Source organism: Natrialba hulunbeirensis JCM 10989, from assembly GCF_000337575.1.
GTDB classification, from domain to species: Archaea; Halobacteriota; Halobacteria; order Halobacteriales; family Natrialbaceae; genus Natrialba; species Natrialba hulunbeirensis.
Genome location: NZ_AOIM01000031.1, coordinates 23,548 through 38,586, shown reverse-complemented (window position 1 = coordinate 38,586; position 15,039 = coordinate 23,548). Strand labels below are relative to the sequence as shown.

The window sequence follows — 15,039 nt, the reverse complement described above, 5'->3', positions numbered from 1 at the left end:
GCCGGCGTTGCTATTCTCGGCTATCAGTGTTGCTGCTGTTCTCGGCCATTGCTGTCGCTGCTGTTGTTGGCGCTGGTGACGCCAGCGGCGCTTAGATCGCCTGTCAGCGCCTCCACTGTCTCGCCGTCCAGTCCGTCGATGTCGGCGAGTTCCGCCCGCGTTGCGGTCTGTACGTCTCCAATCGTCTCGAAGCCGGCGGACTTGAGCGCACGAGCCTCATCAGGGTCGACGCCGGGCATCGTCCCCGCTGCGATAGGTAGTCGGGAAATCTCGCTCGCGCTCGAACTCGACGCCGAGGCCACTGCGCGGCGCTTGAGTACGATGAACGTTGCGAGCAGCGCAACGACGAGTGTGACGACGATCGTCACACCACTCTGGATCGTGAGCCGACTCCCCAGTTCGGCGAGGCCGAGCGCGATACCGATTCCAATCGCACCGACCAGTGCCGTCCCGATCGCGTGCGTGAGTGCGGGCCGACGGGCGTCGACACCCCGGCCGAGTTCCTCGGTCACCGAGACGCCGTAGAGGCTGGCGTCCCAGGCGACGATCGCGCAGACGACGACACCCCCAACTACGAGCGTCGAGGCACCGGTGAGCGCTGCGAGAATCGCACCCGCGACGAGCGCGCTCGCTGCGAGTGTGCCGGGTGCGCCACGGTCCGAGAGCAACTGCAGGGACCCGAGCAGCCAGATGCAACACGCCAGCGCGCTGATCGTGCCGATGACGCCGATCATCGCGACGGCAGCGATCGCGACACCCTCCGGCGGCGAGCCCACACTGAGCAGTTCGTCCGGCGGGATCGTTCCCATCCCTCCCGGCAGCGGGACTCCATCGCCCGCTGCAGCCATGGACTCGAGTACCGGTCGAATCCAGCGGTCGAACACCGACGGATAGCCGAGCGCGACGAGCGCTGCGACCAGTACGCCACCGGTGAACACCGGGACCAGTCGGAGCACGCGGCTGCGACGGAGCCGGTGGAGGTCGGGGAGCCGGGAGAGGAGCGCAGCCACACAGAGGGCTGCGATTCCGCCGAGGACGACGAACCGAGCGACCGGGTGCATGGCGACCGGAATGACAGTCGCCTCGAGATAACCGTACGCCTCGACGGCATATGCCGCCTCTTCCTCCCGTGCGTGGAGAGCGATTCCGCTCGCGATGACCGTTCCCATCAACAGCAAGAAGCCGCCCATGCCGGTCCACGACGCGAGTCGGTCGATTCTCTGTTCTGCGGCCGCTCGCCGATCACGCGGCAGCAACTCGACGATCGGCAGCCGCGGCACGATGAACGTCGTCAGCCACAGCAGTCCGATGAGCAATGCAGCGAAGCTCAACACGCCCGCAGCCAGTTCGTCCGGCCAGAGGAGCGAGTCGAGTACCGCCGTGCTCGACCACCCCTCCCCTACTTCGGGGACGCCGGGAAGGAACGCTCGCAGCGGGTCGAAGTACGCGGCTGCGACGAGTGCAAGCGGGAACGGCGTGACCAGGACGACCGGCAGCGTCGACCGGACGGCTCTGTTACCGACCGCGCCCGTCGCCGTCGCTGTGGCGCCGAAGGCGGCCGCCGCAATCGAGAGGATGATGCCAGCACGATAGCGCGTCTCGAGTGCCATCGGATCGCCGCTCGTTGCGAGGGTGAGCCCGAGTGCACCCGCGAGCCCGAGTGCGGCGAACACGGCGAGGATGCTACCGACGGCGCGCCCGCCCGGCGTTCGGCGCTTCGTTGCGGTCACGGTCGCCGTCAGAATTGCGCCACTGACGATCGCGAGGAGTGCCGGGCCGACGAGGCCGATCTCGGCTGCGAGAACGATCGAGCCGACGAGGACTGCTGCCATCGCGACTGCTGATGTCGTCGGTGCGCTGACGGTTTCGCTCTCCCGGATGGATCCGACAGGCTCCGTCGCGCTCATCGTACCGGTCTCTGGCGGTCGGCGCTCGCGTCGTTCGTGTTCATGTTCGCGTGGCCGTTCGGTCGCCATCAGCGGATCACCTCGTCGAACGCGCGGCCGAGCGCCGCTATGAGCGGTTGTTCCGGATCCCAGTCGGCGACGGGGATGTCAGTCCGTCGGAGCCGCTCGAGGCGTGCGCTGCGACGGACTGCCGCCAGCCGCGCGCCGACCACGTCCCGCGTCGTCACGTCCGGTGAGACGACCGAGAGCCGGTAGTCGCGCCGGCGCAGCGCCGCCGCGATCTCGACGATTTCGTCGTCGACGGCCGGCGTGCAGACCACGAGCTGGGCGTCGGATGGGAGCAGCGTTGCGAGGTGGTCCGCGACCTGTGCCGGCGACCGCCCGCTCGGGGCTGTCGGTCCGCTGGCTGCGCCTGTCGCCCTCCCCGTTTCACCCCCCGCTGCGGCTCCGTATCCGTCTGCTCGCGTCTGTCGCTGGCTCTGCCCCTGTTGCTGTCCCTGTCCCCGTGCACCTGTCCCTGCCTCTGGGTCCGTTCCACCACCATCGGATGCACCCGCCGAGACTGAGCCACCGGTTCCGCGTGCTGCGACGGTATCACAGACCCGCGCGATCCGACCACCCACATCGGCCCCCGTTCCGGGCTCGACGTACGCCGGCGGACCGGTGTAGACGCCCGGCGTCTCCGCTCGAACGCCAAGTCCGACGATGCCAACACTGTGATTGGCTTCGGTCAGCGCCGCCGTCGAGACGATCCCCGCGTACGCCGCGAGCGTGACTCCGTCGGGGTGTCCCTCGGCTGCCGCGACGCCTGACTCCGGCCGCCCGTCGAGCACGAGCACGATCTTCGCCGACTCCTGCTCGCGGTATCGAACTGTCCCCAACTCGCCCGTCCGGGCGTATCGCCGCCAGTCGATCCGACTCAGCGGATCTCCCTGCTGGTAGTCCCGCGTCGAGTGAAACTCGTAGCCTGCGCCGCCGCTGTCGCTCGCCACCGCGCCGACGAACGGAATCGTCTCGCGGTGGATCGGCACCCCATCGAGCGGCACCGAGCACTCGAGTACCGCCTCACCAGCGGCGTCCACGTCGGCGGTCGCGACTGCGGTCGCGCTCAGACTCCGGAGGCGAACCCAACAGCCCTCGAAGGTGTAGCTGCCGCGACGTGGACGCAGCGTGTAGGTGAGTTCGGTGTCCTCACCGGGGCGGAGCGTCGTCGCGGTCTGTGCGCTGCCGTCGACGACGTCGAGTTCCGGCGGCACCCGGTCGACGAGTCGGACGTCGGGAAGCGTCCGCTCGCCTTCGTTGCGGACGGTGAGTGTTATCTCGACGCGCTCACCGGGGAGCGGTGTTCGAGGCGTACAGTCGCGTTCGACGGCGAGCACGTCGTTCGGGTCGGGAACCGATGAGAGCGCGGCGTAGCCGAGGTAGCTCACGGGAACCACTGCGGCGAGCAAGAGCGCGGCCAAGCCGAACAGCACGCCGCTGGCGACGAGTGCGATGGCGGCGACCACACTGGAGTGCCAGCGCGAGACTCTATGCATGGGTTACCTCCGTCCGTTCCGCGGCAGGCTCGGACTCGCTGTCCCGGTTCCCGTCCTTCTCCCCGCCCTCGGTAGCATCTCTGTCGTCTGTCCCGCTCGTGTTGTCCTCTGTTACTGACTCATCAGCAGTACCAGTACCAGCACTAACACCAACACCAACACCAACATCATCACCATCACCGGCACCAGCACTAGCACTAGCACCAGTATCATCACTGTCACCCGCTCCCCCACCGTCACCGTACTCGCCACCCGCACCGTCAACTGGCGACACCTCGCTCGAATCGAACTCGAGTGCGTGTCGCTCGATTTCGTCGACAGTTCGCTCGAGTCGTCGCTCGAACGTTCGGCCGGGGAACAGCCACCGACGCAGTCGGTGCCAGAGCGAGAGTCGGCCTGCCGAGGCGTCGCCCAGGAACGTCGCCGCGATCCGATCGGTGGTCCACTCACCACGCCGGATCCGTTCGTCAGCCTGCTCGCCACAGCCCTGTGCCGCTTCGATCGTCCGAACGGACTGGCGGAGGTCGTCGACGATGACAGCCGTCTGCTCGGGTCGCTTGTGACCGTGTTTGAGTGCGTGGAGTGTCTCCTCGACGCGCGCTGTTGTCTCGCCGCCGACGATTCGACCGACTGGCGGTTCGGAGTCGGACTGGCGATTCCGGGACGAGTGGATCCGCGAGCGGCCTGTTCCCGTTTCCGTGCGATGTGCGTTCGGTTCGTCCGTGTGTATCGGGCTGGAATCGCCCGCCGAATCAGCATCTGTCGCGCCCGAGAAGTACGTCCGCCAGAGTGCGAACAGTCCGACGACGCCGCTGATGGCCATGATCACGTCCTGTGGGTTGCTCGCCTGCTCGACTTCGGTGATCTGCTCGAGTACCGGCGTCGGAAGCGATTCCGGCGTGATCGCGAGAACGGCCCCAAACACGAGTGTGCAGGCCGCGAGCAGGCCGAGAAGAACGTTCCAGATCGATCGATTACTCATTGTGGTCCTCCGTGTCCGTTGGCGCTGCTTCATCCGCTGACGTGTCGTCGGCCGCCGGCGGCTGTCCATCCGCCTGTGATGCGTCTGTTTGCGTTGTGGTGTCCGTCTGCGTCGTGGAGTCCGTCTGCCGCCCCGGCAGTAGATCCTCGTCCGTTGCCGACTGTCCGTCCGATTTTTCGTCCTCCGCTGGTTCAGTTACCGACCCGACCGCGTGCTCGACCGACTCGAGTCGTGTCTCCGTGGGTGGGGACTCGCCGTACTCCGCATCCCGGAACGCGTCGATGACGGTCCGAACTGGCGGCTCCGGGAATCCCCTGTCGACCGCGTAGCGTCCGATCTCGCCGGGCGTTTTCGTCCGAATTTGGGGTGGGCGAACCGTCTTGACGAACTCGTGCCAGAGCGTTCGCAGTGTGCGCACGGACTGGTCGGTGTTGGCGGCCGAATCACTCGCTGGGGCGTCTGTCTGTGTCGATCCAGTCACCGATGCCACCCGTTCGCGGGACGATTTACCGAACGATCGCAGCAATGCGAGGAGCGCGCCGACAAGCCGTGCGGGATGTACCGCCGCCAGCGCGGCGAGCCCTCGCTCTGCGAGTTCGCCGGGCAGTGCGAGCAGCCAGCGCCCCGCTCGACGTGCTGTCGCCAACGCGTCACGGCCGCGCTCGACGAGCCAGATTCCCGCTCGCTCGAGGCTGCGTGCGAGTCGGACGACCGCCTCGACTCCCTTTCGGCCGATCAGCTGTGCCAGCGTGCCTGCGCGGCGGACTGCACGCCGGATGAGCGAGGGGATCGATCGAACCGTCTCCCGCGAAAGTCCGAACCGACGAACGAGGATCCAGCCAACTGCGGTTACGAGAGTGAGCACACCAAGTGCAACGAGCGCAGCGTTTCGGTAGAGTCCGCTGACGGTCGTTTCTGCCGTGGATTCGCCGACCGCCGCCCCGAGTGTGGCCTCGTTCGCGAGGGGGAGCGTTACCGAACCCGTTCCGTCAGTTCCGGTTTCGCCGATAGCGGTGCCATCGAGGAACACCGTCGCGTTGGCGACTTCGTCGGGCGTCTCACTCGTACTTGTGCTCTCGTTTCCGTCGGAATCACCATTGTGATCGTCCGCTAACGGTGGTCCTGTATAGGACACGTCGGCGGTCACGGTTCGGCTGGGCAACGGAACCCGCTCGGACACGTCCACCGAGAGGCCGTAAACCGCGATGTCCCGCTCGGCACGGATGTCATCACGCTCGACGGCGACTGATACCTCCTCGGTCGTTTCGGGAACAGTGAGCCGTGCGGTTCCGGTCGCATCCGTCGTCCCGACTTCCTCACCGTCGATCAGCACTATTCCATCCGGGATGGGATTCCCCGCGACCGTTGCCGTCACCGTGGCGTTCGTCCCGGAGAGCACGGCATCTTCGTGTTCCATCGGTGCCTCTCGGTCGATCGAGAGCTCGGTTTCGGCATCCATCTCGACGGTCCGTTTGGTGCTCGGATCGCGCTCGGCAGTTTCATCGCCATCTTCGGCTTCGTCCTCATCGGTGGCAGCTGTCTCGTCGTGCTCGGACGCTGGCGCCGCGTTGCTTCCGCCGTAGAAGTGAAGCGGTGCGCCGGTGGGACCGCCAATCGGGCCACGGATCGACGGCTCGGTCGTCGATTCGGCAGCTGCGTCCGCCGGATCGACTGTGACCGTCAGTGTGTCCGTGAACGGGACCGTCCCCGTTGCCGTTCCATCGGCGTCGGTCTCGCCGATCGAGTTGCTGTTAAAGGCGACGTCCACACCCTCCTGCGTCTCCTCGTTTTCGGTGACGGTTACCTCGACGACGCTCCCGGGCGTCGGCGTCTCGTTGAACGCGATGTCGTAGCCGCTGTCAGTCTCAGTGTGATCGTCGTCGGTGTCATCTTGTTCGGGATCGCCGTCCTCGTCCTCGTCACGTTCGGCGTCGTCATCCGCTTCGGTCTCGCCGTCTGCCTCTGACTCCTCGGTAGCCGTCTCGTCAGCATCAGCTTCGGAGTCGCTCCCCTCGTCGTCGTGCTCCGTCTCGTCTTCGAACGACTCGTCGGTCTCCTCGCTGTCGGGATCGATATCGGATGCGTCGTCCTGCTCCGGCTCGTAATCTTGTTCTGGATCCTGGTCCTGCTCTGCCGGCTCTTCGTCAGTGCCATCCGTATTCGCATCCGCCTCCGCCTCCGTCTCTTCATCCGCCTCCGACTCTTCGCTGTCATCACTCCCTTCCTCTCCAGCGCTCGGATCATCCACATCCCTTTCGTCCGGCTCCTCGCGTAGTTCCGACTCGAGTGTTGACTCTAACAGATCGTTACCGCCTCCACCACCCGGCGTCCCCGCAACACCGCCGAGTGCGGGAACGGTGAGTGCAGCAAGCGAGAGTGCCAGAACGGCCAGTGAGACGAGGAGCAGTTGCCCCCAGTCCGGCCGCTCGGCTGGCGTCGATTCTGTGTCTCCGGTAGTAGATGGTTCTCCCTCACCGTTCGCCGACTCGTCCGTCTCCCGTGCCGATTCTGACCCCATCCAAACGTTCCGTTCGACGTGACATATTGAGTCGGCGATTATAAACGTATGGTCAGATGACATGCAGGCGGCCAAAATCTTCATACGCTCTCTCTCGCCCGCCGCCAGCAGGAGATCGCCACGGTTGCGAAGGCGTCCTCACTCGGGCACTGTCCGTGCCCCGCCGGCCCACTCCGTTGTCGGTGTTCGGTTGCCGTCTGCTCAGTGCGTCTCGCTTGCCTCTCGCAGTGCCTCGATGCGCGCGACCGGTTCGACCCCCGCAAGCACCGCCAGCGCGAACACCTCGTCGCTTCCCGGCCGCGGCGCGTCCCCACCAAGTGTCTCCGTCGACTCCGTGACTGACTCGAGTCGCCGCCGTCCATCGGCGACGGCCGTCTGGTTGAGCCACGCCGGCGGGCCGCCGACGATCAACAGCGCCCGGTCGACGTTCGGTCGGTCGCACTCGAGTGTCAGCTTCCCCTGGATCGCCTTCGCGACGGCCGTTTCGACGGCGCTGACGGCGGCGCTGGTTTCGATTTCGTCGGCCGAACTGAAGGGACCGATTCCGAGGTCGATTCCGAGCAGCGGCCCCGAGTCGTCGGCGTCGACCTGCTGTGCGCCGTAGCCCAGCGAGACGAGCGCGGTTTCGTCGCCGAGGATGCGCGCCACGTCGTTCGCGTCGACGATGCTCTCAGCGTTCGGTGTGCTGTCTGCAGCCTGTGCCGTCGAGCCGAAGAAAGCGCCGGTGCGCGTGGCGATCTCACGGTTAAGTCGGTCGCGGCCGTCGATCAGGTCCTCGCCGGTGCGAAGCCACGGCTCGGTGTCGAAACAGAAGATTGCGTTCGCGAGGCCGTCGAGCCGCGAGAGCGTCCGTACCGCGTTCTGTGCGGCCATCGGCCGCGTCGCCCCGTCGGCGTCCGCACCGGACGCGCGTGTATCGTCACTCGGAACCGACGGATCGCCGTCGGGCAGACGTTCGCGGTCCGCTGGCAGCGTCGCGAGGACGTACACCGGCGCGTCGTACAGCGTCTGGAGGTTTGCGACGAGTGCGGGTGCGGCTCCGCCGCCGGTCGCACCCCCGAGGCCGACCGCGACGAGGAAGGCGTCCGCAGCCGAGGGTGTGCCCGCGTCGAGCTGTCGACTCAGTTCGTCGACGTGCTCCTCACCGATGGTTTCGCCGCGCTGGAGATTGCCGTTGAGTCCGTTCTCGATCTCCGCCCCGTATCGATGCCGGTGCTCGTCCGGAATCGACTCGAGTGCTTCCAGACTGAGCGTGTCCGTATCGAACGCGAACGTATCGCAGAGAAACGGCTGGGCCGTCGACTCCGTAGTGTGGATCGCGTCGGCGATCCGACAGCCCGCGCCACCGATCCCGATCACCTCGAGTTGCATGGCTGAACCTATCGTATGGCGGGACTTTCATGGTTCCGTTTGAGACAGCGCTGCCGTGACGCGGACAAGAAGTCTGTGTGGTGATAGTTGTCAGGGCGTTAGTCGTTCGAGTGACCACCACTCGATGTCGGTAGTGTCGTCGCTCGCGTCGGTGTCGTTGCTGTCGTTGCTATCGTCGCTGTCGTCGGTAAGACCAGTCGCCTCTTCCCCGTCCTCGTCCGACTCGCCGACGAGCGCGAACACCATCGTCTTCCGGACGCCGTGGGCCAACCGCACGTCGAGTGCCAGATCGCGCGGCTCGAAGATGTAACCAGCGGGATGGACACGCACCAGCAACTCGGAGTGACTCAACTCCGAGACGGACTCGACGTTTGCGTACGTCCGGAAGTCCGCCCCGAACTTGTAGCCCGTCTTGGGCACAATCTCACGCTCGCGAAGCTCCGTATACACCCGCAGTCGCCGGTCAAACCGTTCCCCTTCGACCTCGCGACCGCGCTCGACGACCGTCTCGACCGCGAGGTCGATCACACCCCGCTCGGCGAGGTAGGCCGCCTCGAGCAGCGAACACTGCAGCGTCGGCCGCTCGTACTCGCGGCCCTCGAGTGGCTGGCCGTAGAACGCATCCTCGTAGAGGTCGATCGGCGGCTCCCAGAGAACCACCCGGTCCTCGAGTAGCGCCGCCTCGACGCCGGTCGGGAGGTCGGTCTCCGTCTCGCCGCTTGGGTTTCTCGCGTTCACGTCGAAGTACGTAATTTCGCTCTCCTCGTCGACGACGGCGAGGACGCTGTCGGCGAGTTCAGCTGCGGGGATGTCGGTTCGCTCGCCGATGACGCGTAGCGCGTACTCGAGTTCGCCGTCGCCGGGGCCCTTGCCGCGGGGGAAGACGGCGAAGTCGATTCGTTCGTGTTCTGCGTCCAGAAGTGACTCGTCGATCCAGGGCTCTCTCGCGGGCGAGAGGTAGAAGCCGCGTTCGCGCAGATCTGCGTAGACGAGGAATCGAACGCCGAAGTCGGTGCCGGGTTCGCGGCTGACGAAGGCCTGAAAGTCGAGGCGGTCGCCGGTCGACGTCTCGACGACTGCGTCGAGGTCGCCGCGATAGAGCAGGTGTGCGGCTTCGACCGGTGCGAGCGCGATTTCGTTGCCCTCGAGTGGGTAGCCGTAGCCGCGCGAGTCGTGGTAGCGCTGGCGTGCGTCGTGGCCAACGTGGACGACGCCTGCGTCGTCGTCGAATTGCCCCTCCAGTGACATACTCGTGTTTTGCGAGCGGGCATTAAGTGCGTGTGGATGTGCTGGTGGCGTGAGTGGTGGTGCTGGTGTCGGTAGCGGTGGTCGGTTGGTGGTGGCGATGGTGCCGATAGCGGTAGCAGTGGTCGGTTGGTGGTGGCGATGGTGGTGACGGGGGCACTGACACTGGTAGTAGCCTTCAGTCGTCACTCGTAGCTTCGGCCTGTCTGCGCTGGTGACCCTCGCACGTCGCGTCGAGACACCGTGAACCGCTGCGCGTTTCGAACGTCGGGAGGCCACAGGCACACTCGCCGTCGACGACGCCGCCGGGCATGGCAAATCCGGTGTCACACTCCGGGTAGTGCTCGCAGCCGGCGATGAGGCCGCCACGGCGGAGAATCCGGAGATCGCCATCACAGCCTGATTCGGGGCAGCCCCACTCGCGGTCGAACGCCTCCCGGACGGCCTCGTCGAGCGACTCGCAGTTCCGATCGAGACAGACGTCGAACGCGAGGCCGCGCTCGACGCGCATCCGCGGGAGGCCACACTCGCAGTGGGACTGGTCGTCCTTGATCGTCGCGTCGGCCGGCACGCCGTAGCGCGTTCCACAGTCGACACAGCGAACGCCCTTCGAGCGGACGAGCGATCCGGTACAGTCGTCGTCCGGACAGGTGCCGACCGGTGTGCCGGCCGCGGAGGCGGGGTAGTTTGCGAAGCCGTCCTGGTCGTGGGCCGCGATCCGGAGCGTCTGGGTGTCTTTCTTCGCGACGAGCGTGAAGTCGTCCGTGCGGTCGCTGGAGACGCTGTCGGCGCGGGTGAGCCAGGCGACGGGCTGGTAGCCGTCGATATCGTGGACGAGAACGGTGTTATCGGGCTTGACGATCGTCGTCACCCGTCCGCGGTACTCCGAGCGGTCGGTGCCTTCGGCGATGACGGTGCAGTCGCCGGCGAGCACGCGAATCGCGTCGTCGATCATAGGGCAGGTGATGCGGAATCGTATTTAAAGTCGCGGACGGCTGCTGTCCTGTGGCAGTCTTGCTGGCGACCACCACCGTATCGCGAGCCGATACGCCTTTGTCGCCGGTCTTCGGTTCACTCGGATATGACCAGCGACGAGGGTGTCGGTGACCGCAGCGACAACAACGGTGAGCCGGTTGCCAACCGAGACGGACGCGACGGCTCCGTGTCACACGAGAGCGCTGTCTCAAGCGAGACACAGCGAGCCAACGAGGGTCAGCAACAGCAAGTCGGCCCCCAAACGGTCCGCGACGCGTTCGACACACTCGAGTCCGACCTGTCTCGACTCGAGGCTGTCGTCCGCCAGTCCGAGGGGGCACCGCGTGACGAACTCGAAAGTGACGGCGGCCAGGAAACGGGAGTACGGCCGACTCGACTCGAGTTCGAAACTGTCGTCGGCCGCCTGCAGGATGTTCTGGCCGAGCTCGACGGGGGTCACCGCGTGATCAACCGACGGTCTGGCGGGACGATCACGCCGCTCGATCCCGATCCGGAGTCGATCAACCTCGCGGACATCGCACACGCGCTCTCGAACCTCAGTCGCTTCACGGGGCAGGGAAAGCGGTTCTACAGCGTCGCTCGCCACGCGGTCCACGTCAGCCGCGAGGTCGAAGCCCGCGGCGGGAGTCTGTCGGCCCAGCGCTGGGGACTGCTCCACGACGCCAGCGAAGCTTATCTCTCGGACGTTCCGGCGCCCGTCAAGCAGACGCTTCCGGGCTACACCCGCGCGGAAACGCGGCTTCACACTGCTGTCAAGAATGCGTTCGACCTCGAGGTGACTGCTGCGGAGGAGCGCCTGGTCGATGCCGCCGATACTGACGTTGGCCGATACGAACTGTCGATCCACTTTCCGGGATTCCACGACGAGGCGGGTGAACTCGAGTCCGACCACGATGGGCTCGGTGTGGATGCTCCCGAGGCTGATCTCGCCGCCGCGACCGATGCCGCGAAAGACTGCTATCTGCAGCGGGCGCGTGAGCTCGGACTCGAGTGAGTGTCGAATGCAACTACAATCCGATACCATCGGCTACAACCAGTGGGTTGGCTGATTGATATATCGGGCTGCCGTCACTGGGTTACGGATGACGGCGGGGAGCTGGGTCGCGGTCCGGAACGGTAGAGAGACAAACGTTCACAGGGGTGATGTGCCATATACTATAATCAGAAATTATTTGATGGTGCTCTAGTTATCAACTGGCAGATGTCCCAAGATAGCGGCATGTCGACCAACTCACGGCGTCGTTTCCTGACTACAACTGGTGCAGTAGGGACACTCGCGCTGGCGGGGTGTCTGGGGAGAAGTGATGATGAGAACGGAGAGGGTGGTTCTACTGGCGGTGAGACAGAGACCATCACCTGGGTAATGAACCCAGCAGAGGATACCATCGACATCGAAGTCCAGTATCAGCCGCTGTTCGAGCTGATCGAAGACGAGTTCGATGTCGAGATCGATGGACTGCCAACGCAGAGTTACTCCGGAACGATGGTGGAACTCGAACGTGCAGGTGAGGGTGACATGATTCTCGCTGACACGTCCCCGGGTGCAGTGCCACAGCTCGGTCCCGAGGAAATCGATGTCGTCGGGATGCGGGAGGCCTTCGGTGCCGAACGTTACTTCGGGACGCTCGTGACGACGGCAGACAGCGGGATCACCGAGGTGTCGGACCTCGAGGGAGAGGCAGTCGCGATGGCTGACGTCGGCTCGGTTTCGGGTGGTATGGCTCCGCTGTGGATGCTTCAGGAAGCCGGTCTCGACATCGGAAACGTCGCCGAAGGCGGCGGTGCCGAGGACTTCGAGTGGCGCAGCGGCGTCTCGCACGACCTCGCCGTCGAGGAACTCATCAACGACGACACCATCGCAGCGGCCGGTGCCGGTGAGTTCGCGTCCGTTCCACACGTTCCGGTCGAACAGATCGAGGACGAGTATCCGGACCTCTACGAGATTTCCCCGGAAGTCGATATCGCCGGCACGCGAGATCCCGAACTGCGACTGCTGGATGTTTCGCCGGCGATCCCGCGCGCACCGATCGTCGTCAACGCTGGCTGGCAGGACGACCTCCGATACGACATCGAGGAGTTCATGCAGAACGTCGAGGCCGAAGAGCTCCAGCACGACGCCTTCGACCTGGCTGACGAACTCGGTCTCGATCTGCCCGACGAGATGCTCGAGGAGTACAACGAGGGGACGCTCGACACCGACGACTACGACCTGGACGAGGACCAGGAAGCAGACTGGCAGGATTTCGACGACCACACGCTGTGGTTCAGCGGTGTCGTCGAAGCCGACCACGACGCCTACGAGCCGGTTCGTGACTTCGCCGAGGACCTCGGCATTGCGTTCGACGACATAGAGTAAGCCTCAAACAACGCGACTTCAAACCAAGGGTAACCAACCGATGAGCAAAATTGTCGTCGACAATCTGAGAAAAACATACGGCGATACTGTCGCACTCGATAATATCTCGTTCGAGGTTCCGGCAGGTGAGTTCGTCATCATCCTCGGGGTCTCCGGATCGGGGAAATCCACGCTTCTCCGATGTATGTCCGCACTCACGGAACCAACCGCCGGCCAGGTGCTGATCGACGGCGAACCGATGACGAGTACGAAGCCGGAGGTCGCGATGATCTTCCAGCAGCACAATATTATCGGCGACATGTCTGCCTACTCGAACGCACTCTCCGGCGGTATCAATCGGAGCAGCTTCCTCGAGAGCGTCCTCCAGTTGCAAGACAACGACGAGAAACAGCAGGCACTCGAGGCACTCGATACGGTTGGGTTACTCGAGGAGGCAGAACAGAAGTCTCGCCGGATGAGCGGTGGACAGCAACAGCGCGTCGGTATCGCACGTGCACTCACACAGGAACCTGAAGTGTTACTGGCTGACGAACCGGTCGCGAGTCTCGACCCGGGCAGTGCACAGGACGTGATGGGGTACCTGAATCGCGCGGCGGACGAACGCGATCTGACGACGTTTATCAGTCTTCATCAGGTCAACATCGCTCGCAAGTACGGCCAGCGATTCATCGGCTTGCACGACGGTGAGAAGGTCTTCGACGGCTATCGTGAGGACCTCACTCTCGACGTCATTGACGAGATCTACGGCGATATCGACACTGAAGGAATGTTTGTTTCACATGGGGAGAACGAATCGAACAGGGGATCGACAGATAATCAGACGAGCCCGAATCGGGGGGCGACACTGTGACTGATTCGCAGGATACGAACCGGTCGGAGTCGGAGTCGGGGCCAGGATCGGAGTCGGAGACGGAGCCAAAGACTGACCCCACTCCAAAACCCGACACTGAACCCGAACCGCACCCGGACGGTGGCGTCGACGAATCGAAACCACTCGAATCGGCGAGTGCGGGTGTAAACGAACAGTTCGAAAACATTCGGAAAACGCGCCGGCAGCGGGCGATCGGCTGGGTCGTGCTCACGGCGTCGATCGCGTTCGTCACAATCCAGGGGCTCGTCGCGACCGAATTCTTCAGTGATCGAACACGGTTCACTTGGAGTCACTTCGCCGATCGAATGGGGGATTACTTCCCCGTCACGACCAACGAGATTCCGGGTCTCGATGCGGGCATTCCGTTCCTCGACATCGGCTCCTACTGGGAGTTCATCATGAGCAACGAGCTCATTTACGATCCCGAGGTTGGGCGACTGATCTTCCAGTTCCCGCCGTATCTCGGTGACTACTACGCGTTCTTCTTCGAGGAGCTCGGCATGTTCACCGTCTTCGGAGAGGCCGGGACGACGCTCGCGATGGGTGTCGTCGGAACGATCCTCGGATTCCCGCTCGCACTGCTCTTCAGCGTGCTCGCCTCCGAACGCGTCACGCCGTTCCCGATCAACCTGATCTTCCGCGCCGTCATGTCGTTCATCCGCTCGATCCCGGCCATCGTCTGGGCACTCATCTTCGTCGCCCTGGTCGGACTCGGTGCGGCCGCAGCGACGCTCGCGATTGCGCTCAACACCATCGGGAACCTCGGTCGCCTGTTCGTCGAGGAACTCGAGGAACTCGAGCAAGGGCCGATCGAGGCGATGCGAACGACGGGTGCGAGCAAGCCACAGGTCGTGTTCTTCGGGATGTTGAGCCAGGTGCGAACGTCGTTCATCGCCTGGACGCTTTACATCCTCGAGATCAACGTCCGGTCCGCCGTGACTGTCGGTGTCATCGGCGCTGGCGGGCTCGGTGCGGTCGTTGCAACCCAGGAGAGCCGACTCATGTTCGGGAACATGATGGCGACGCTGTTCGTCATCTTCGTGCTCGTCTTCGTCGTCGAGCTCTTCAGCCAGCGGCTGCGTGCACGACTGCGCTCCGACCAGGAGAAACAGAGCATTCGAGAGCTCATCACCGGGTTCCCGAACCGGATGGCCGATTCGCTGCTCCGGTAATCGCGTCCCCTCTCTTTTCTGCGCTGTCGGTGGTTTTGGCCGTTGTGACGACGTGGTTGTACTGCACTGTGCGCTGTCTGCAC

Annotated in this window: 11 protein-coding genes; 4 read left to right on the top strand and 7 right to left on the bottom strand. The window is 64.6% G+C overall.

What is annotated here, in order from left to right; translation table 11 throughout:
• Nucleotides 1-23 precede the first annotated feature (23 nt).
• The 7 genes from C483_RS09640 to C483_RS09610 all read right to left on the bottom strand — a co-directional run bounded on the left by C483_RS09640 (nucleotide 24) and on the right by C483_RS09610 (nucleotide 10,516).
• Nucleotides 24-1,976: a DUF7519 family protein gene (locus C483_RS09640; protein WP_006653168.1), complete on the bottom strand. Its 1,953-nt coding sequence runs from the start codon at nucleotides 1,974-1,976 to the stop codon at nucleotides 24-26.
• Nucleotides 1,976-3,445 carry a DUF58 domain-containing protein gene (locus C483_RS09635; protein ID WP_049912537.1) on the bottom strand — a complete coding sequence of 490 codons (1,470 nt, stop codon included), beginning with the start codon at nucleotides 3,443-3,445 and terminating at the stop codon, nucleotides 1,976-1,978. Before C483_RS09635 ends, C483_RS09640 begins: the two co-directional genes overlap by 1 nt.
• Nucleotides 3,438-4,427 carry a DUF7269 family protein gene (locus C483_RS09630; RefSeq protein WP_006653166.1) on the bottom strand — a complete coding sequence of 330 codons (990 nt, stop codon included), beginning with the start codon at nucleotides 4,425-4,427 and terminating at the stop codon, nucleotides 3,438-3,440. The genes C483_RS09635 and C483_RS09630 overlap by 8 nt, the downstream gene beginning before the upstream one ends.
• Nucleotides 4,420-6,945: a DUF4129 domain-containing protein gene (locus C483_RS09625; RefSeq protein ID WP_006653165.1), complete on the bottom strand. Its 2,526-nt coding sequence runs from the start codon at nucleotides 6,943-6,945 to the stop codon at nucleotides 4,420-4,422. The genes C483_RS09630 and C483_RS09625 overlap by 8 nt, the downstream gene beginning before the upstream one ends.
• A gap of 201 nt (nucleotides 6,946-7,146) precedes the next feature.
• Nucleotides 7,147-8,316, bottom strand: coding sequence for a hypothetical protein (locus tag C483_RS09620; protein ID WP_006653164.1), 1,170 nt, complete (start codon nucleotides 8,314-8,316; stop codon nucleotides 7,147-7,149).
• 90 nt (nucleotides 8,317-8,406) lie between these two features.
• On the bottom strand, nucleotides 8,407-9,564 hold the full coding sequence (endA, locus tag C483_RS09615) for a tRNA-intron lyase (RefSeq protein ID WP_006653163.1): 1,158 nt from the start codon (nucleotides 9,562-9,564) through the stop codon (nucleotides 8,407-8,409).
• Nucleotides 9,565-9,739: 175 nt separating this feature from the next.
• Nucleotides 9,740-10,516: an endonuclease NucS domain-containing protein gene (locus C483_RS09610; RefSeq protein WP_006653162.1), complete on the bottom strand. Its 777-nt coding sequence runs from the start codon at nucleotides 10,514-10,516 to the stop codon at nucleotides 9,740-9,742.
• 126 nt (nucleotides 10,517-10,642) lie between these two features.
• Here C483_RS09610 and C483_RS09605 point away from each other — a divergent pair, with 126 nt between their 5' ends.
• The 4 genes from C483_RS09605 to phnE all read left to right on the top strand — a co-directional run bounded on the left by C483_RS09605 (nucleotide 10,643) and on the right by phnE (nucleotide 14,956).
• Nucleotides 10,643-11,551, top strand: coding sequence for a hypothetical protein (locus C483_RS09605; protein ID WP_006653161.1), 909 nt, complete (start codon nucleotides 10,643-10,645; stop codon nucleotides 11,549-11,551).
• 369 nt (nucleotides 11,552-11,920) lie between these two features.
• Nucleotides 11,921-12,913: a PhnD/SsuA/transferrin family substrate-binding protein gene (locus tag C483_RS09600; protein ID WP_006653160.1), complete on the top strand. Its 993-nt coding sequence runs from the start codon at nucleotides 11,921-11,923 to the stop codon at nucleotides 12,911-12,913.
• 40 nt (nucleotides 12,914-12,953) lie between these two features.
• Nucleotides 12,954-13,763 (top strand): phosphonate ABC transporter ATP-binding protein, encoded by an 810-nt coding sequence (locus C483_RS09595; protein WP_006653159.1) that lies wholly within the window; start codon nucleotides 12,954-12,956, stop codon nucleotides 13,761-13,763.
• The gene (phnE, locus tag C483_RS09590) at nucleotides 13,760-14,956 is read left to right on the top strand and encodes a phosphonate ABC transporter, permease protein PhnE (RefSeq protein WP_006653158.1); all 1,197 of its coding nucleotides are present in this window, start codon (nucleotides 13,760-13,762) and stop codon (nucleotides 14,954-14,956) included. The genes C483_RS09595 and phnE overlap by 4 nt, the downstream gene beginning before the upstream one ends.
• Nucleotides 14,957-15,039 lie beyond the last annotated feature (83 nt).

What these genes read in the sequence shown, in the direction of transcription:
- endA (WP_006653163.1), bottom strand. Translation starts at nt 9,564, where the DNA reads ATGTCACTGGAGGGGCAATTCGACGACGACGCAGGCGTCGTCCACGTT.
- C483_RS09625 (WP_006653165.1), bottom strand. Translation starts at nt 6,945, where the DNA reads ATGGGGTCAGAATCGGCACGGGAGACGGACGAGTCGGCGAACGGTGAG.
- C483_RS09620 (WP_006653164.1), bottom strand. Translation starts at nt 8,316, where the DNA reads ATGCAACTCGAGGTGATCGGGATCGGTGGCGCGGGCTGTCGGATCGCC.
- C483_RS09635 (WP_049912537.1), bottom strand. Translation starts at nt 3,445, where the DNA reads ATGCATAGAGTCTCGCGCTGGCACTCCAGTGTGGTCGCCGCCATCGCA.
- C483_RS09640 (WP_006653168.1), bottom strand. Translation starts at nt 1,976, where the DNA reads ATGGCGACCGAACGGCCACGCGAACATGAACACGAACGACGCGAGCGC.
- C483_RS09610 (WP_006653162.1), bottom strand. Translation starts at nt 10,516, where the DNA reads ATGATCGACGACGCGATTCGCGTGCTCGCCGGCGACTGCACCGTCATC.
- C483_RS09600 (WP_006653160.1), top strand. Translation starts at nt 11,921, where the DNA reads ATGAACCCAGCAGAGGATACCATCGACATCGAAGTCCAGTATCAGCCG.
- C483_RS09605 (WP_006653161.1), top strand. Translation starts at nt 10,643, where the DNA reads ATGACCAGCGACGAGGGTGTCGGTGACCGCAGCGACAACAACGGTGAG.
- C483_RS09630 (WP_006653166.1), bottom strand. Translation starts at nt 4,427, where the DNA reads ATGAGTAATCGATCGATCTGGAACGTTCTTCTCGGCCTGCTCGCGGCC.
- C483_RS09595 (WP_006653159.1), top strand. Translation starts at nt 12,954, where the DNA reads ATGAGCAAAATTGTCGTCGACAATCTGAGAAAAACATACGGCGATACT.